At 44.6% G+C, this 19,430-nt stretch carries 15 protein-coding genes; 6 read left to right on the forward strand and 9 right to left on the reverse strand.

Annotated elements, in window-relative coordinates:
• Nucleotides 1-453: 453 nt before the first annotated feature.
• Together RDN93_RS15990 and RDN93_RS15995 are read right to left on the reverse strand one after the other, a co-directional pair.
• Entirely contained in the window at nt 454-1,881 is a 1,428-nt protein-coding gene (locus RDN93_RS15990) for a VWA domain-containing protein (protein WP_308746442.1), read from the reverse strand.
• Entirely contained in the window at nt 1,850-3,430 is a 1,581-nt protein-coding gene (locus tag RDN93_RS15995) for an AAA family ATPase (RefSeq protein ID WP_308746443.1), read from the reverse strand. Before RDN93_RS15995 ends, RDN93_RS15990 begins: the two co-directional genes overlap by 32 nt.
• Nucleotides 3,431-3,629: 199 nt before the next feature.
• Between RDN93_RS15995 and RDN93_RS16000 the strand changes: the two genes are divergently transcribed.
• The 3 genes from RDN93_RS16000 to RDN93_RS16010 all read left to right on the forward strand — a co-directional run bounded on the left by RDN93_RS16000 (nt 3,630) and on the right by RDN93_RS16010 (nt 8,115).
• Nucleotides 3,630-4,076: a hypothetical protein gene (locus RDN93_RS16000; RefSeq protein WP_308746444.1), complete on the forward strand. Its 447-nt coding sequence runs from the start codon at nt 3,630-3,632 to the stop codon at nt 4,074-4,076.
• A gap of 242 nt (nt 4,077-4,318) precedes the next feature.
• A complete protein-coding gene (locus RDN93_RS16005; RefSeq protein WP_308746445.1) occupies nt 4,319-5,983 on the forward strand; it encodes a putative transporter in 1,665 nt (554 codons plus the stop codon).
• Nucleotides 5,984-6,120: 137 nt separating this feature from the next.
• Entirely contained in the window at nt 6,121-8,115 is a 1,995-nt protein-coding gene (locus tag RDN93_RS16010) for a fructose-1,6-bisphosphatase (RefSeq protein ID WP_308746446.1), read from the forward strand.
• A gap of 60 nt (nt 8,116-8,175) precedes the next feature.
• Here the strand turns inward: RDN93_RS16010 and RDN93_RS16015 are convergent, their stop codons facing one another.
• The 6 genes from RDN93_RS16015 to RDN93_RS16040 all read right to left on the reverse strand — a co-directional run bounded on the left by RDN93_RS16015 (nt 8,176) and on the right by RDN93_RS16040 (nt 15,186).
• Nucleotides 8,176-8,622: a GNAT family N-acetyltransferase gene (locus tag RDN93_RS16015; RefSeq protein ID WP_308746447.1), complete on the reverse strand. Its 447-nt coding sequence runs from the start codon at nt 8,620-8,622 to the stop codon at nt 8,176-8,178.
• A gap of 24 nt (nt 8,623-8,646) precedes the next feature.
• The gene (locus tag RDN93_RS16020) at nt 8,647-9,795 is read right to left on the reverse strand and encodes an LA_2272 family surface repeat-containing protein (RefSeq protein ID WP_308746448.1); all 1,149 of its coding nucleotides are present in this window, start codon (nt 9,793-9,795) and stop codon (nt 8,647-8,649) included.
• Between the two features lie 56 nt (nt 9,796-9,851).
• Entirely contained in the window at nt 9,852-11,510 is a 1,659-nt protein-coding gene (locus RDN93_RS16025) for a long-chain fatty acid--CoA ligase (RefSeq protein ID WP_308746449.1), read from the reverse strand.
• A gap of 254 nt (nt 11,511-11,764) precedes the next feature.
• Nucleotides 11,765-12,835, reverse strand: a complete 1,071-nt coding sequence (locus RDN93_RS16030) for a GDP-L-fucose synthase (protein WP_308746450.1) — start codon at nt 12,833-12,835, stop codon at nt 11,765-11,767.
• Between the two features lie 18 nt (nt 12,836-12,853).
• Complete coding sequence (gmd, locus tag RDN93_RS16035; protein WP_308746451.1) at nt 12,854-13,924, reverse strand: GDP-mannose 4,6-dehydratase; 1,071 nt, start codon at nt 13,922-13,924, stop codon at nt 12,854-12,856.
• 83 nt (nt 13,925-14,007) lie between these two features.
• Nucleotides 14,008-15,186, reverse strand: a complete 1,179-nt coding sequence (locus tag RDN93_RS16040; protein ID WP_308746452.1) for a dicarboxylate/amino acid:cation symporter — start codon at nt 15,184-15,186, stop codon at nt 14,008-14,010.
• 109 nt (nt 15,187-15,295) lie between these two features.
• Here RDN93_RS16040 and gnd point away from each other — a divergent pair, with 109 nt between their 5' ends.
• From gnd to pgl, 3 genes are read left to right on the forward strand one after another with little or no spacing between them, the layout of a single operon-like run.
• Nucleotides 15,296-16,771: a decarboxylating NADP(+)-dependent phosphogluconate dehydrogenase gene (gene gnd / locus RDN93_RS16045; RefSeq protein WP_308746453.1), complete on the forward strand. Its 1,476-nt coding sequence runs from the start codon at nt 15,296-15,298 to the stop codon at nt 16,769-16,771.
• Nucleotides 16,772-16,825: 54 nt separating this feature from the next.
• The gene (zwf, locus tag RDN93_RS16050) at nt 16,826-18,322 is read left to right on the forward strand and encodes a glucose-6-phosphate dehydrogenase (RefSeq protein ID WP_308746454.1); all 1,497 of its coding nucleotides are present in this window, start codon (nt 16,826-16,828) and stop codon (nt 18,320-18,322) included.
• Nucleotides 18,319-19,041 (forward strand): 6-phosphogluconolactonase, encoded by a 723-nt coding sequence (pgl, locus tag RDN93_RS16055; RefSeq protein WP_308746455.1) that lies wholly within the window; start codon nt 18,319-18,321, stop codon nt 19,039-19,041. Before zwf ends, pgl begins: the two co-directional genes overlap by 4 nt.
• Nucleotides 19,042-19,069: 28 nt before the next feature.
• Here the strand turns inward: pgl and RDN93_RS16060 are convergent, their stop codons facing one another.
• Nucleotides 19,070-19,282, reverse strand: a complete 213-nt coding sequence (locus RDN93_RS16060; RefSeq protein WP_308746456.1) for a hypothetical protein — start codon at nt 19,280-19,282, stop codon at nt 19,070-19,072.
• Between the last annotated feature and the right edge of the window lie 148 nt (nt 19,283-19,430).

Here is a 19,430-nt window from a genome sequence, read left to right on the forward strand (position 1 = left end):
CAGCCACTCACCCAAACTTCCTTGAACCCGCATTCTCTCTCAAATGCGGTGCAAAGATAGGGGGAAGTTTTCGACTATGCAAATCTTTTAGCAAGATTTTTTTTACCGTTTTTTCGATAAATGAGGTAACCTGCTATGTTTCAAATGTTAAACAATAGAATTTTTTTTTCATTGTCTTTGTTTTTTTTGTTGGCAGGGAAAGAAACTGAAACATATTGACGCTATCCGCTCACGATAGTGACGGCATCTTTATAAAATAGGGTAACTATGTTGACTGGATATTGACGCTATATGGACGAAGAAAAAAGAGCATAAAAAAAGGCTATCTATCCCAGACAGCCAATCTTTTTTGTTAACCTTAAATCTAATACTATGAAAAACACATTGCAAATATACGGACTTCTGTGAAATTAGCAAGTAAAACAAGGAAAACCGCATGCTTTATAACATTGATTAAATATTTGATTCTTCAATTCTATTTTTATTAAGTTTTTCGGCGCTTTGAACGTTATATTCCCAATATTTATCACATAATTTCAGATAACTGGTTTCAGCACTTTTTCCACCTAAGGAAATGGCATACATCTTAGTCTGTCTGGCTTTTGCCCGTTCTATGCTTTGGGCTAACATATTATCAACGGGACGCATTTCAAAATCGGATACTGTGATAATGTCTGCTTCCATATATCCTTCTTCGCTGATTTTCCGCAAAGCATGAGTGATGACAGGTTTCATATCTGTGCCGCCATGAAAAGACTGGCTCAGGAAATCGACAAGACGGTCGAAGCTACTTCCCAAATCAGTAATTTCGATACATTCAATATCATCCGAGAAAAGGATGATATAGCATTTCCGATGTTGCACTTCTGTCAGTTCGGCAATGGCAAGTAATGTTGACTTGGCGATTCTTTCCCGTTCTCCCGCCATGGAGCCGGAAGTGTCCAGGCAAACGATGAAAGGACCTTCGGCTTCTTCGGAGATTTCATTTCCTGCTGTTTGCTTGTCATTGATTGCTTGCTTTTCGTGCGATTGGTAATCGATTACTTGAAGCCTCTTTTCTATAAAACGTTCGAAGAATACGGTTTGCAGGCTTTTTTCTGCAAGGTAACAATATTCGAGAGGGAGAAGGCTGTTCAAATCGTTTCCTTCACAAATGCCTGTAATATCACTGCGTGTGGCATGAGATACGATTTGCTCCCGATGGATTCCCGCAGTCATTTTGAAACGTTTCCGTTTGCTTTGATGCTTCTTTCCCAATATCTCCACCAATTCGCGGATTACCGGATTCCGTTTGATGGTTTCTTCGTATTCCAGGATTTGCTCCGCTATCTGTTTGTGGTTACGGAGCAGCCAGACGAGGCGTGAACCGCCACGCACCGGAAGGTTTTTGGAAAGCGATAGCTGAAGACGATGAAAGTCATCACAGAGTTGCTCTATATGCTCCATTTGGTAGTTGAATTCGTTGTTCGAGAGCAACGTATGCCATTTGTCGAAAAAGAGAGTTCGCAGAGCTTTCCATTCCTTGGAGCGCGGGCTGATTACAGCGAAACGCTGGAGATAATATTTCACGTTCAGGTCTACCAGGTGATATTTCATGGAAAAGGGATAAGCACTGTTTTTCAGAAATTGAAGAAATTTGGCATCGGACGCTTCATCCATCTCGTGAAAATATTCCCATTGCGATGCATAACGGGAGTAGAAATCTTGTAAAGAGGGCTGTGTGTGGCGAAAATACTGATGAATATCCGCGTCCAGTTCTTCGGGGCGGATAATCAAGTTGTGCAGTTGTTCATCGTACACATCATAGGCTATTCTTTGCAATTTCTCGTAATAAATATCCTGCAGGTATTTAAGCCTGATACTCTCTGTTCTCTTGTTCATGGGCATGGGCGATGATGCGGAGCTCGTTCCGATAGTTTTCGATGATATGTGCGGTTTCTCCTAAAATCCGTCTTATCTTGCTTTTCTGTGATGGACTTAGGAAAAGATGTTCTTTGGTGTATGCAGTCTCCCGTTCCGAAATAGTCTTATATTCGACTTCCATTTGTTGGAGCAGGTCGATGACTTCCTGCAGGGTGAATTCGAACGGAGTGCTGTCATCTTGCTGTGCCGGCAGAGGGTCACAGTTATCGTAGCATAAGAGTGGATACTCCTGATTATTGACAAAAACAGAGCGTTTTCCTTTTCGGAGAGAATAGATATTCTTTTGTGCAATATTCCTGTTTTTTACAAAGTCGTAAGCTTTCAAGATTTTGTTGACAGGGCGGAACTTGTCTTGCTGGATGTAGAATAACCGGTTACTGTCTTTCTTCAACGATTGATAGTCTGAAGCAAAGATGAGCAGATTGCCGGCGATATGATAGCCTTCGATACGATGATAGAATGTATCCACTATCTGAATTCCCGGGTCGCTGAGTTCCCGCAGACTATGTTCGGATTTCATATTCTCCTTCAGGGCATCCAGTTTTTGCTCCAGTTTTTTTTCGCCGAGCAGATAAGTGTTGATACCCCGTGCGATGGACTGCTCCACCATTTCTTCGACAATGGGCAATTGGGAGACTTCATCCCACAGGCAGGTGCTCATCAGGAGGCAATCGGAGAAGTGTATTCCCGGTGACTCGTTCAGATAGGCGGAAGTGCGGAGCAGGTTTACTATTTTCTTCCAGCGACGGTCGGATATATAGATGGGCGGGGTATTTTCATCGCGTCCTGTGTTGTACTGCTCTATTTCTCGTTTGATATTGTGAATCAGTTCGAAGATTGTATAGTGGATTCCTACTTTCTCGCTTTCGGATTGTATCTTGGAGTATAACTCGTCATCTATCTGAAGTTTCTCCGGAATTTCGGGTTCAATCTCTCTCGTGGAAGAAATCATCTGGTCGAAAGCGTATTCCTGCTCGATGCATCCTACAAACTGGCGGACTAGAAAACGATCGTACAATGCTTCCAAGCCCTCACCTTTGGCGGGTAGTTCGTTGGAAGCGGCAATCAGGGCTCTCAGAGGTACGCGTACCGTGAACTGTCCGTTGCGATATATCTTTTCATTGATAACCGTCAGGAGTGAATTCTGAATGGCAGGTCCGGCTTTCCATATTTCATCCAAAAAGACAATCGCTGCTGTGGGCAAATATCCTTTTGTGATACGCTCGTACGTATCTTCGTCTTTCAACTTGGATATGGAGACAGGACCGAATATCTCGTCCGGTGTACTGAAGCGGGACATCAGATACTCGAAAGCGTCCGCATCCTTGAAAGCAAGTTTGAGCCTGCGTGCCACCAGACTCTTGGCTACCCCCGGAGGGCCTAACAGGAAGATGCTCTCACCTGCCATGGCCGACAGCAGGGAAAGCGCGATGGTGTGTTCCTTTTCAAATACTCCCTCATTGAGAGACTTCAGTAATTGGGTGATATGCGATTTGATAGACTTCATGCGACAGATGCTTTTATGTGTTGTCAGTGGGGGACAAAGATACAAGAATTCCTTGAAACGGACTTCATCGGCTCCGGAAGCTTTAGGGAATTTCCTCCCGACAAGTAGGAATTTTCAGTTTTATGGGGAAAATTCATTCTATACTTTTGTCATATCGAAAGATAAATGATAGATAATAAACCATTAAAAATAAAGGAATATGAAAACGAACACATTCAAATATGCAGGCTTGGCTTTGATGGCTGTATTGATGATAAGCCTTACTTCTTGCGAAGTGGAAATTGACAGTTTTTATGATGATGATAATATTAGCGGAGGCTATTACAATCGTTCCGTCGATTTATGTAGCCGTACGTGGGTAAGTTCTTATTGGGATATAGATGGTAACTATTGCCGTCAGGAACTCGATTTCTTCTTGGACCGTACAGGCATTGACTATTTACGGGTGAAATATCCCAATGGATACGTAGAGGAGTTTGAATATAAATTTCGTTGGAGCTGGGATAATTACGCACAGACCTCTATCCGTATGTCTTATAGACCGAACGATGTTTCATATTTGGATGATGTATATATCGGTGGTAACAGGCTGAGCGGTTATCTGGACGGGCGGAATAATTATGTGGAATATCAGGGAAAAAGGTAGAAGAAACATTCGTTGAAAAGTCGGTAAGTATCAATATGCGGGTAAAAAGGGAGAGGATAATAAAGTAAAGACAGGAGTAACGTTAGGATTAAAAACAAAATAATAGGTAAGGCGGTAAAAGGGTTGCCAATAAGATTTCAGGATATAAGAACCGGACCATGTATGGGGCGCGAAATGAAAGCTAAAAGTTTTGAATGGGACTAAATAGTTTTTATCTTTGCGCCCTATTAGTTTGAATATACATGGAGTGGTTATATAGCTTATTTATCGAACATTCTGCCTTACAGGCTGTTGTAGTACTTTCGTTGATTTCAGCGATAGGCTTGGGTTTGGGAAGAGTGCATTTCTGGGGAGTCTCCCTGGGAGTCACTTTTGTTTTTTTTGCGGGTATTCTTGCCGGACATTTCGGGCTTTCGGTGGATGCGCAGATGTTGAATTATGCAGAAAGTTTCGGGCTCGTCATTTTTGTTTATTCCCTCGGTCTGCAAGTTGGTCCCGGTTTTTTCAGCTCTTTCCGAAAAGGGGGAGTGACGCTGAATATGCTGGCGTTGGGAGTCGTTCTTTTGGGAACATTGTTGACGGTGGTGACCAGTTATGTTACAGGTATATCACTTCCCGATATGGTTGGTATCCTTTGTGGAGCGACAACGAACACCCCGGCGTTGGGAGCTGCGCAGCAAACCTTGAAACAGATGGGAATGGAGAGCAGTACGCCTGCCTTGGGGTGTGCCGTAGCCTATCCGATGGGGGTAGTCGGCGTAATTCTTGCCGTTTTATTAATTCGCAAAGCACTGGTCCGTAAAGAAGATTTAGAGATAAAAGAGAAAGATGACGCGAACAAAACTTACATTGCAGCGTTTCAAGTACACAATCCTGCTATTTTCAATAAGAGCATCAAAGATATAGCTCATATGAGCTATCCGAAGTTTGTCATCTCCCGTTTGTGGCGGGACGGGCACGTCAGCATCCCGACTTCCGATAAAGTATTGAAAGAAGGAGACCGTTTGCTGGTGATAACAGCGGAGAAAGATGCCTTAGCTTTGACCGTACTTTTCGGTGAGCAGGAAAATACAGATTGGAACAATGAGGACATTGACTGGAATGCGATTGACAGCGAACTGGTTTCCCAGCGTATCGTCGTCACCCGTCCTGAACTGAATGGTAAGAAACTGGGCTCACTCCGCTTGCGAAATCACTATGGGATTAATATCAGCCGTGTTTACCGTTCGGGCGTGCAGTTGCTTGCTACTCCGGGACTGATACTTCAGTTGGGCGACCGGCTGACGGTAGTAGGAGAGAAGGCAGCCATTCAGAATGTGGAAAAAGTATTGGGTAATGCTGTCAAAAGTTTGAAAGAGCCCAATCTGGTGGTTATATTTATCGGTATCGTGCTGGGTCTGGCGTTGGGAGCTATTCCTTTTTCCATTCCGGGTATCAGTACTCCAGTGAAGTTGGGCTGGGCGGGCGGACCGATTATCGTAGGTATCCTTTTGGGAACGTTCGGGCCGCGGATACACATGATTACCTATACCACCCGCAGTGCAAATCTGATGTTGCGTGCATTGGGGCTGTCTATGTATCTTGCTTGTTTGGGGCTGGATGCCGGAGCACATTTCTTTGATACTATCTTCCGTCCGGAAGGTCTGTTATGGATTGCTCTAGGAGCCGGATTGACAATTATTCCGACAGTTTTGGTAGGCGTCATAGCCTTCAAGATGATGAAGATAGATTTTGGTACGGTATCCGGCATGCTGTGCGGAAGTATGGCTAATCCGATGGCGCTGAATTATGCCAATGATACAATTCCCGGTGACAATCCGTCCGTGGCTTATGCGACAGTATATCCGTTGTGTATGTTTCTGCGGGTGATTATCGCACAAGTGCTGTTGATGTTCTTACTCGGTTGAATATAATTTTATATGAAAATTATGAACGGATAAATAAAAAAACGCTATATTTATCACAAATAACCGAATCGTATGATTCCAAACAAAGAACATAAGAAGCAAAATAATTGGTAATTAGTAAATTGTAATAAAATAAAATGACTGCTCAAAGTAATATAACTCCTGAAAGTATTGTGAGCGACCTTCGCTATCTGCAATTGCTTTCCCGAAGTTTCCCTACGATTGCTGATGCAAGTACGGAAATAATCAACCTGGAAGCTATCTTGAATCTACCTAAGGGGACGGAACATTTCTTGACAGATATACATGGCGAATACGAAGCCTTTCAACATGTGCTGAAAAATGCATCGGGTGCGGTAAAACGGAAAGTGAATGAAATATTCGGTAATACTCTCCGTGAGGCCGAAAAGAAAGAACTCTGCACCTTGATTTACTATTCCGAAGAAAAGCTCCAACTGGTGAAAGACCGTGAGAAGGATTTGGATGACTGGTATCTGATAACGTTGAACCAACTGGTGAAAGTCTGTCAGAATGTATCGTCCAAGTATACCCGCTCCAAAGTACGTAAATCCCTGCCTGCCGAATTTTCTTATATCATACAGGAACTGTTGCACGAATCTTCCATCGAGCCGAATAAACATGCTTATATCAATGTGATTATCAGTACGATTATTACTACAAAGCGTGCGGATGATTTTATCATTGCCATGTGCAACCTGATTCAGCGTCTGACTATCGACTCTCTTCATATTGTAGGTGATATTTACGACCGTGGTCCGGGTGCTCACATTATTATGGATACTTTGTGCAACTACCATAACTTTGATATTCAATGGGGCAACCATGATATTCTTTGGATGGGAGCTGCTTCCGGTAACGACAGTTGCATAGCCAACGTCATCCGTATGTCTTTGCGCTATGGCAATCTGGCTACACTTGAAGATGGTTATGGAATCAATCTGCTTCCATTGGCTACCTTCGCCATGGATACTTATGCCGATGACCCTTGCTCCATCTTCATGCCGAAAATGAACTTTGCAGATACTCATTATAATGAGAAGACCCTGCGTCTGCTTACCCAGATGCACAAAGCTATCACTATCATCCAGTTTAAACTGGAAGCCGAGATTATCGACCGTCGTCCTGAGTTCGGGATGGCAAACCGCAAACTGCTGGACAAGATAGATTTTGAACGTGGTGTCTTTATTTATGAAGGGAAAGAATATGCGCTCCGCGATACGAACTTCCCGACCATAGACCCTGCCGACCCTTATCGTTTGACGGATGAGGAACGCGAGTTGGTAGAGAAGATTCATTATTCATTTATGAATAGTGAGAAGCTGAAGAAACATATGCGCTGCCTGTTTACATATGGTGGAATGTATCTGGTTTCCAATTCTAACCTTCTCTATCATGCTTCCGTGCCTTTGAATGAAGACGGCAGCTTCAAGCATGTCAAGATACGGGATAAGGAATACTGGGGACGCAAATTGCTGGATAAAGCCGACCAGTTGATTCGTACCGCTTATTTCGATGAAGACGGGGAAGAGGACAAGGAATTTGCGATGGATTACATCTGGTATATGTGGTGCGGCCCGGAAGCTCCTTTATTCGATAAGGATAAGATGGCTACTTTCGAACGTTACTTTGTGGACGATAAAGAGTTGCATAAAGAGAAGAAAGGTCATTATTATACACTGCGTAACCGGGAAGATATATGTGACCAGATACTGGCTGAGTTCGGGGCTTTAGGACCTCATTCGCATATTATCAATGGTCATGTACCTGTAAAAACTATCCAGGGAGAGCAACCGATGAAAGCGAACGGTAAACTTTTTGTTATTGACGGCGGCTTCTCCAAAGCTTATCAGCCGGAGACAGGAATTGCAGGATATACGCTTGTTTACCACTCCCATGGCATGCAGCTTGTGCAGCATGAGCCGTTCCAGTCCCGTCAGAAAGCTATTGAAGAGGGGTTGGATATTAAATCGACTAATTTCGTTTTAGAGTTTAACTCCCAGCGGATGATGGTGAAGGATACCGATAAAGGGAAAGAACTTGTGACGCAGATTCAGGATTTGAAAAAGTTGCTTGTTGCTTATCGTACGGGATTGATAAAGGAAAAAGTATGATAACTTGATACATAAGATAAAAGTGCAATTCATTATATTTTTTGAATTGCACTTTTATTATTAAAGATTATTATATTCCATACTATACATATCATAGCCTTTTGCCCAATAGTCTTTTTTTATTTTTTTCAGTATAAACCCTTTCTTTTCGTAGAATTTATAAGCTAATTGTGAAGTCCTGACGGTTAGATTTTGAATACCATCAATAGTCCTTAATTTTTCAATTCTATATTTTAGCAATCGAGTTCCCAGTGATTTGCCTTGATGTTGGGGATGTATGATATCCCAACTTATTTTTCCGATATTTTTGTCTTTTGTGAAGTTTATTCCGCCACATCCGACAATCTCCTTGTGAAGCAAAAGAACATAGTAAAGTTCACGTTCGTTATTCAGATAGTAACTTAAATCTGCTTCTTCCTTCGGTGCAAAATATTCGGGCGTGTTCTGCCTAATTAAATCTATTACGGCATTTTTATCTGTTTGTTGGTATTCTCTAATTGTAACCATAAGTTCTCAACTTTATTTTTAGTTTTAGAAAAGAACAATACCCGCTTCTACAATCGCTCCTTTATCGTAATTACTAGATTTATTATAGAATCGCGTCAAGCCGTAGCCGCCTGTCGCGAAAATACCGAATTTTTTAGTGAACTGATATTCCAAGTTAGCACGTGCCTGTAATGCGTACAGGCGTCTTGGAATTACTTCATCCTTATTATCACAGGCTTCTATATGCTGGTATCCGAGGTCACCACTGATGGAGAGTCCCTTATAAATAGGAAAGGACAGACCGGCACGATAGGACGCACTCATAGAAAACTTGTCGTTCAATCCCTGGTACATGGAGCCCACTCCCAGAATCGTATAGAATAATTGGTTCTTGAAACGTACACCTATATTGGCAGGAGTCGCATTCCCACCATATACCATCATCTGTATTCTTGTATTAGGATTTGCGTTGACCAATCCTAATTGAAGTCCTTTCATATCTTCTCTGTAATAGTTGACCAACCCAATCTGGAGTCCACGGGCTTTTGTAGCGTAATTGCACAATGCTATCTGTAGACCATTCAGCTTTGTGGCTGTTATGTTGGCAATGCCGGCTATTTGCAAGCCATTCATGTTTTCACCTACCACATTCAAGAGTCCGGAAGTCATCATACCATTGAAACTCTGTCCCGTGATATTCGCTGCGCCGGAGAAGTGGACACCCGAAGCCATGTTCCCCGTTACATTCATAAAACCGCTTATCATTACTCCCGAAGAGTTATCTCCACCGATACCGGTAAGTCCGGCAATGGTTACTCCACGTGTACCGTCACCGGTTATATTAACCAGTCCGGCAGTGGAAAATCCTACCGTATTGTCTCCGCTGATATTGCTGATGCCTGCTATTTGAACGCCCCGCATTGTCCCGCCTGCCAGATTCGCCAATCCTGTAATCTGAACACCGTTCATATCACCGTGGATTACGCTTCCCAATGCATTAATTCCGACACCGTTCAGACGGTTCATGGTAGACAACAGACCGATATTCACATAAGTGGTCTGCGTACTGTCATGCGGTTGCGTACAAATATCTTTCCAGATGGAAATATTAATACCGGCACTCTTGTTCTGTGCCGGCAAACAAACGGCAGCCATTAGGATAGCTGCCGTGATTATTGTTTTTTTAATCTTCATTCTATATCTCTTTATCTTCGGTTTAAGTTATACTCTTCTCTGCTAAGGTAGTTGCCTTAACCTTTAGCTTCCTGGTACAAATACCGTTTGATACTTTTCTTCGGTGTCTTTTCAAATTCTTCGGGATAAATCTTCATCTTGGAAATCTGACTGTATGCCGGCAACATTGTATTCAATGTTACCCGATTTTCTTCCATCGCCTGTTCTATATCTTCGTTCTTCAGACCGTGGGCGAAAGCGTCGTCAAAATCCGGATAAACAAGACCGACGAGCTTCTCGTTCTGCTGAACGATGATACTTTCGGCTACATACGGCATATTATTCAGTTTGTCTTCGATTTCCTCAGGATAGATATTCTGCCCGCTTGCGCTGAGAAGCAGGTTTTTGCTGCGTCCCTTGATACTTACGTTACCTTCGGCATCCATCAATGCGAGGTCGCCTGTGTGCAACCAACCGTCTTTATCAATGACTTCCTGTGTAGCTTCCTCGTTCTTATAATATCCTAACATCACATTCGGACCTTTACAAACAATTTCTCCGACGATGTTTTCCGGGTCGGACGACAAAACCCGTACATCCATACGAGGTGCAGCCTTTCCGCAAGAGCCCGGTTTGAATTTTTTCCAGTCTTCGTAGCAGATAATCGGGCCGCATTCCGTCATTCCGTATCCTACCGTATAGGGGAAATCAATCATTTTCAGGAATTGTTCCACTTCCTGGTTAAATGCAGCTCCACCGACAATAATTTCTTTGAAGTTTCCACCGAATGCTTTTATCATTTCCTCGCGTACCGTTGCTTTGATTTTATCATTGATGATAGGTACTTTCAATAATATCTTCATAGCCGGAGTTTCCAGTTTCGGAAGTACACTCTTCTTTATAATTTTTTCGATGATAAGCGGAACGGCTACAATCAGGCTTGGTTTAACTTCTTCGAATGCCTGGAAGATAATCTTCGGACTCGGCATACGGGTAAGGAAATAGATATGGCAACCTACGGAAAATTCATAAAGAAATTCGAACGCCAGCCCGTACATATGTGCCATAGGAAGCATGGATACGATTTTATCTCCGGCTTCCAACTCCAGCACTTCGAATGCGAATTTGGTATTTGACCACAAACTGCGATAGGGGAGCATCACTCCTTTTGAATAGCTGGTCGTTCCGGAAGTATAATTGATAACGGCCAATTCTTCGGGTTCGTCTTTATGATATGCGACGTGTTCTTTGCGGAAGTTCTTGGGATATTTCTTGCCGAACATTTCATTCAGATGTTCGCGGGCATAAGTCAGACGTTCGCTGCGTGATACCAGCAGGCTGAAATCGTTCATCATCAGGATACCTTCCAGCAATGGCATTGCCGATTCGTTCAGGTTCTCCCATACCATATCTCCTACAAAGAGTAATTTGGCTTCGGAATGGTTGACGATGTTATGTACATTGTCTGCTTTAAACTCATGGAGAATAGGTACAATGACCGCTCCATACGTCAGTGTAGCAAGGAAAGTCACTCCCCAGTGCGAACTGTTTCTTCCGCATACGGCAATCTTGTCTCCCTTGCGGATTCCACTTTCCTCAAAAATGATATGGAGTTTTTCGATTTTACGGGCTACGTCTTTATACTGTAGGGTGGCACCCTTATAATCGGTCAGGGCATCCAAGTCCCAATTATTCTTGATACTATTTTCAATGTAAGCTATAAAACTTTGTTCCATTGTTTTTTGCACATTTGGTATTAAATTGTGCAAATATAGCAATTAAATTAAGAATGAAGAATTAAGAGTGAACATTTTTTGGAAATGGGGGTAGGAGAGGGATAAATCTGTGATATGCTATGAGCTGATTCTTATATGCTATAATGATAATTAATTATGCTATAATGATAATCAGATATGCTATAATGAAAATCAATTATGCTATAAGCTAAAATAATGATGCTGATAGCATATCAACAGATTGTTTTTACTTCTTATTTCAAGTACCATTCGTACATTTTCCGTACGCCTTCCTCGATTTCGATTTTATGATGCCATCCGAGAGCATGCAGCTTTGAAGGGTCGGTCAGTTTCCGCATAGTGCCGTCCGGTTTGCTGCTGTCGAAAGTCAGTTTGCCTTGATAACCTACGGTTTCTACGATACGTTCCGCAAGCTGGCGGATGGTGATTTCCTTACCAGTTCCGATATTGATGTGGCAGTTACGGATGTCCTTGTCACCTTCTTTGTAGGTATCCTTGAAGTCTACATGCTCCATGACGAATACACTGGCGTCTGCCATTTCTTCGCTCCAAAGGAATTCACGAAGCGGAGTACCTGTACCCCAAAGAGTCACTTCCGTGTCGCTGATACCATATTTTTTCAGGACAGAGAGGATTTCTTCTTTTGGACTGTCCCCATTGACACCTTCTACCGGACGCAGATTCATATCCTTGCGTACAGCTTCCCAGTCGCCCTCTTTCAGACAGTGAGCCAGATGAATCTTGCGAATCATGGCAGGCAATACATGGCTGCGTTCCAAATCGAAATTATCATTCGGGCCATAAAGATTGGTCGGCATCACAGCGATATAGTTTGTACCATATTGCAGGTTGAAGCTCTCGCACATCTTTAATCCGGCAATTTTAGAAATCGCATACGGTTCGTTGGTATATTCCAGCGGAGAAGTGAGCAGCACATCTTCTTTCATGGGCTGTTCGGCATCACGCGGGTAAATACACGTACTACCCAGGAAAAGCAGCTTCTTCACATTGTGACGGAAACTTTCTCCAATCACGTTCTGCTGAATTTGCAGGTTCTTGTAGATAAAGTCGGCACGGTAGATGCTGTTTGCCATGATGCCGCCTACAAAAGCGGCGGCAAGAAATACATATTCTGGCTTTTCTTCATCAAAGAATTTGCGAACAGCTACACCATCCAGTAAGTCCAACTCCTTGTGGGAGCGGCCTACCAGATTGGTATATCCTTTATCCTGCAAATTTTTCCAGATAGCAGAGCCTACGAGTCCGCGGTGTCCTGCTACGTATATCTTTGCATTCTTTTCCATATTCAAAGATTGATTTGATTAGTGTTTGTTGGCAATCATGCGTTTCACCTTCTCCATATCGTGGCGGACCATGATACTTACCAGTTCTTCGAATGAAGTCTTGCACGGATTCCATCCCAGCAAAGTTTTTGCTTTTGTCGGGTCACCCAGCAACTGTTCCACTTCCGACGGACGGAAATATTTGGGGTCAACTTCTACCAAAGTCTTTCCGGTAGCTACGTCGATACCCTTTTCATTTACGCCTTCACCTTCCCAACGAAGTTCGATTCCCGCTTCTTTGAAAGCCAGTGCCGCAAATTCGCGTACAGTGTGCATTTCTCCCGTAGCAATCACGAAATCTTCGGGAACGTCATGTTGCAGAATCAGCCACATACATTCCACGTAATCCTTGGCATATCCCCAGTCGCGGCGTGCGTCCAGATTACCTAAATACAGCTTGTCCTGTTCGCCCTGCGCGATACGTGCGGCAGCCAGAGAAATCTTGCGGGTAACGAAAGTTTCACCGCGGCGTTCGCTCTCATGATTGAACAAGATACCGTTTACGGCAAACATTCCGTAACTTTCACGGTAATTCTTAGTAATCCAGAAACCATATTGTTTGGCTACCCCGTACGGAGAGCGGGGATAGAACGGAGTTGTCTCTTTTTGTGGAACTTCCTGCACCTTTCCGAACAATTCGGAAGTAGAAGCCTGGTAGATGCGGGTTTTCTTTTCCAGTCCCAGGATGCGTACAGCTTCGAGCATACGCAGTGTGCCGACAGCATCCGCTTCGGCAGTGTACTCGGGTACGTCGAACGAAACCTTTACGTGGCTTTGTGCAGCCAGATTGTAGATTTCATCCGGTTGCACCTGTTGGATAATACGGATTAACGAACTGGAATCTGTCATATCCCCATAATGCAGATTGATAGTACGTTTCTGTTTCATGTCGCGCACCCACTCGTCAAAATACAAATGTTCAATACGTCCTGTATTGAACGAAGAAGAACGACGGAGTATACCGTGTACTTCGTAACCTTTTTGCAATAGAAATTCGGCAAGATAAGAACCATCCTGCCCGGTGATGCCTGAAATTAGGGCTTTTTTCATACGCTATGTATTTAATAATTGAAAATGTGGCTGCAAATGTCGGCATTTTTTGCTGTATATGCAAACCACTTTCCATTTATTTTTCAGCACAGTCGTTCAGCACGGTTTTTCCCCATCATTTTGTCGATAATCAGCGCGATAGCTCCATCGCCGGTAACGTTGCAGGCTGTTCCGAAACTATCCATCGCAATGTAAAGAGCAATCATCAAAGCCTGAGCCGATTCATCGAAGCCGAGCATGGATTGCAGGATTCCCAAAGCAGCCATGATAGCCCCGCCCGGAACGCCCGGTGCGGCCACCATCGTGATTCCCAGCATAAAGATAAAACCGGCAAAGAGAGGGAAGTCGAACGGCATTCCCTGCATCATCATCAACGCCAGCGCGCAAGCTACGATTTTCAGCGTACTGCCCGACAGATGAATCGTGGCACACAGCGGAATCACGAATCCTGCAATATCTGCCGAAACTCCGTTTTTCTTCGTCTGTTCCAGCGTTACGGGAATGGTAGCTGCCGAGGATTGCGTACCCAACGCCGTGAAATAAGCCGGCATCATCTTGCCGAGCAATTTAAACGGATTCTTGCGCACAAACAGCGCCGCAATGGAATATTGGAAGACCAACAGGAATATATGCAAGATAAAGATTACCCCGATGATTTTGATAAATACCATCAGGATAGAATATACTTGTCCCGAATGTGTCATATTCAGGAAAATGCCGAAGATGTAAAGCGGCAATAAAGGCAGAATCACCGTACTAATCATGCGGACGATAATCTCCTGAAAATCCCGTGCCACATTCTTCAATGCATCGCTGTTCAGCGAAGCTAGCCCCAACCCGAGCGTGAAAGCGAGAATCAAAGCCGTCATCACATTCATCAACGGGGGGATGGATACGGAGAAGTAGGGGAGAATCCCTTGTGCCTCGCTCACCTCTTCGAGTGGCACACCCGGTTCGATAAGCGACGGAAATATCGTGACCCCGGTAAAATAGGAGAGGAAACCCGAAAACAGAGTAGCCCCGTAAGCAATCAGAGCAGTGATGAGCAGCATCTTTCCCGCGCCTTTGCCAATGTCGGCAATAGCCACAGTGACCAGTCCGAGGATAATCAACGGAATGGAGAAATTCAGAAATTCACTGAAAATGCCGTTGAAAGTGACGAATATCCGTACCAGCGGAGCTGGGAAAAAGGTGCCGATGGCAATGCCTAGAATGATAGCGATAACAATACGGGCTAATAAACCGATTCTGATTTTCTTCATTTCTGTTTCTATTTGTTGCCCACAAAAATAATATTTTAATCTAAATATATCGAACAAATGTTCATTTCAATTGTTACTATGGTAAACATTATTACAAAATATACAAGTTATGACAAATCAGAATAAAACAGATATCGGACTTATCGGCTTGGCTGTGATGGGCGAGAATCTTGCTTTAAACATGGAGAGTAAGGGATGGCATGTATCGGTTTATAACCGTACCGTCCCCGGAGTGGAAGAAGGAGTAGTAGACCGCTTTATGAACGGCCGGGCAAAAGGTAAAAATATCGAAGGATTCACAGATATAAAAGCTTTTGTAGATTCAATAGCTACCCCCCGGAAAATAATGATGATGGTTCGTGCCGGAAGTCCGGTAGACGAACTGATGGAGCAGCTTTTCCCGTTGCTCTCACCCGGTGATATTCTTATCGACGGTGGTAATTCCAATTACGAAGATACCAACCGCCGTGTCGAGCTTGCCGAATCGAAAGGTTTTCTTTTCGTCGGCAGTGGCGTGTCCGGTGGTGAAGAAGGGGCTTTGAACGGTGCTTCCATCATGCCCGGCGGTTCGGAACAAGCATGGCCGGAAGTGAAACCGATTCTTCAAAGCATTGCGGCAAAAGCACCGGACGGTACTCCTTGCTGCCAATGGGTAGGCCCGGCAGGTTCCGGTCACTTCGTGAAGATGATTCACAACGGTATCGAATATGGCGACATGCAACTGATTGCCGAAGCCTATTGGGTAATGAAGAAACTGCTCGATTTGAATAATGAGGAAATGGCAGATGTCTTTGCCCGTTGGAACGAAGGCAAACTTCGCAGTTACCTTATCGAAATTACTGCCAACATCTTACGTCATAAAGACAAAGCCGGCGGTTATCTCATTGATAAGATTCTGGACGCTGCCGGACAGAAAGGAACGGGCAAATGGTCGGTCATCAACGCCATGGAACTCGGCATGCCGTTAGGACTGATTGCCACGGCCGTGTTCGAACGCAGCCTCTCCGCCCAGAAAGATTTGCGCCGCCTGGCTTCCAAACAATTCCAATGCCAACATACACAACCTATATATAATAAGGTGGAACTCGTCAAGGACATATTCTCCGCCCTTTATGCTTCCAAGCTCGTCTCTTATGCCCAGGGATTCGCCGTGTTGCAACGCGCTTCCGACGCTTTCGCTTGGCATCTCGACCTGGCTTCCATCGCCCGTATGTGGCGTGGTGGATGCATCATCCGCAGTATATTCCTGAACGACATTGCCGCCGCCTTCGAAGCCACCGACAAGCCTAAACACTTGTTGTTGGCTCCTTATTTCAAGGAAGAGATGAAGACGTTGCTCCCCGGTTGGAAGAGCCTCGTGGCCGAAGCTATGAAAGAAGAACTTCCCGTTCCCGCTTTCTCTTCTGCCTTGAACTACTTCTATTCGCTCACTTCCGCCGACTTGCCCGCCAACCTCGTACAGGCACAGCGTGACTACTTCGGCGCGCATACTTTCGAACGTAAAGACGAGTTGCGCGGACAGTTCTTCCACGAAAACTGGACGGGACACGGTGGCGACACGAAGTCGGGTACGTACAACGTCTGACAGGATATGATGAGTAACAAGATTGTTTTATAAGTAAGAAATAAAAAAACGACAATGGATAAATTTGCAATGATTATTTTCGGTGCGTCCGGCGACCTTACCAAGCGTAAGTTGATGCCTGCCCTCTATTCCCTCTTCCGTGAAAAGCGGTTGACCGGAGATTATAGTATCGTGGGTATCGGGCGTACAATCTACTCTGACGAGGACTACCGCTCATATATATTAGGTGAACTTCAGACTTTTGTGAAGTCCGAAGAACAGGACGCGGCACTGATGGATGCCTTTATTTCCCATTTGTATTACCTGCCGATGGACCCGGCAAAAGAAGAAGGCTACCCGACACTCCGCCAACGACTGGTAGAGTTGACCAACGAGGTAGACCCTGACAACCTGCTGTTCTATCTTGCCACTCCACCGTCACTTTACGGTGTAGTGCCTTTGCATCTGAAAGCAGCCGGACTGAATACTCCCCATTCGCGTATCATTGTAGAGAAGCCTTTCGGCTACGACCTCGAATCGGCACGTGAACTGAACAAAATCTATGCTTCGGTCTTCAACGAACAGCAGATTTACCGTATCGACCATTTCCTTGGTAAAGAGACTGCCCAGAATGTACTGGCTTTCCGTTTTGCCAACGGCATCTTCGAACCGCTCTGGAACCGGAACTATATCGACTACGTGGAAATCACCGCCGTCGAAAATCTCGGTATCGAGCAGCGCGGCGGATTCTACGAAACGGCGGGTGCCTTGCGTGATATGGTGCAGAACCATCTTATCCAGCTTGTAGCCCTCACGGCTATGGAACCGCCTGCTGTCTTCAACGCTGATAACTTCCGTAATGAGGTCGTGAAAGTCTACGAATCTCTTACCCCCTTGAATGAAGAAGACCTGAATGAACATATCGTTCGCGGACAATATACGTCTTCCGGCAACAAAAAAGGATACCGTGAAGAGAAAGGCGTATCGCCCGACTCGCGCACGGAGACTTATATTGCCATGAAACTGGGCATCAGCAACTGGCGTTGGAGCGGTGTTCCGTTCTATATCCGCACAGGCAAACAGATGCCGACAAAAGTGACCGAAATCGTTGTTCATTTCCGCGAAACACCTCATCAGATGTTTCATTGTGCCGGTGGCAACTGTCCACGGGCAAATAAATTGATTCTTCGTTTGCAGCCAAACGAAGGAATAGTTCTCAAGATCGGAATGAAAGTCCCCGGTGCCGGCTTCGAAGTCCGCCAGGTGACGATGGACTTCAGTTATACCCAGTTGGGTGGAGTGCCGAGCGGCGACGCTTATGCACGTCTGATAGACGACTGTATCCAGGGCGACCCGACCTTATTTACTCGAAGCGATGCAGTGGAAGCCTCATGGAAATTCTTCGACCCGGTACTCCGTTACTGGACAGAGAATCCTGACGCACCTCTTTACGGCTATCCCGCAGGTACGTGGGGGCCTTTGGAAAGTGAAGCTATGATGCACGAACATGGAGCTGACTGGACTAACCCTTGTAAGAATTTGACAAACACAGATCAATATTGTGAATTATGAAACTAGAAATTTTTCCTTCGTCCATAGAGACGTCTCGTGAGTTGATACTCCGTCTGGTGGAGATTATGAAAGAGGAACCTGACAAGGTGTTCAATATAGCGGTGAGCGGTGGAAGCACCCCCGCCCTGATGTTTGATTTATGGGCGAACGAGTATATGGATATTACTCCCTGGCATCGTATGAATGTTTATTGGGTGGACGAGCGTTGTGTGCCGCCCGATGATTCGGACAGCAATTACGGGATGATGCGTAATCTTCTATTAGGGTTGGCTCCTATCCCTTACGAAAATGTCTACCGTATTCGTGGCGAAGCGAAACCGGTGAAAGAAGCTGTCCGCTATTCGGAATTAGTGAAACAGCAGGTGCCGCTCAAGCAGGGCTGGCCGGAATTTGACATTATATTGCTGGGTGCGGGTGACGACGGACATACCTCTTCCATTTTCCCCGGACAAGAGAGTCTGTTGACTTCCGATTCCATCTATGTAGTCAGCAGCCATCCCCGCAACGGGCAGAAACGTATTGCGATGACCGGCTATCCGATTCTGAATGCCCGCCATGTCATTTTCCTGATAACGGGGAAAAGTAAGGCGGATGTAGTGGAAGAAATCTGTAATTCCGGCGATACGGGTCCGGCGGCTTACATTGCCCACCACGCACAGAATGTAGAACTGTTTATGGATAAAGGAGCTGCTTTGTATATCGACGGTCAGGATAAATGAACTGAAATAGAAAAAGACCAGAGGAGAGTTACACTTTCGTAATCTCCTCTACTATATAATTATCATTCACTTTTCTGCAAGTACATACAAAATATTCAGGATGTTGCAAAGCACCTTGTAAAGTATCAGGAAGAATGATCTCTTTCGTACGACGGTCTACCGCAACCATTGCATACAATATTCCTTCACTTTCGCATAGCTCGACCAATGCGCTTTTCAACTCTTCTACAGCATATTCCATTTGTGTGAGATTTTTGTCGCTGCAAAGTTATGGAAAATATGTATATTTTGTGCAACAATATTCTCGTAATATATAAAAATAACCTCTTGGTTACTTCAAATGAAGGGCTTCGGCTAAGTGTAGCCGGGGCTTTTTCGGAAAAATCTGC

Source organism: uncultured Bacteroides sp. (assembly GCF_902491285.1).
GTDB lineage: Bacteria > Bacteroidota > Bacteroidia > Bacteroidales > Bacteroidaceae > Bacteroides.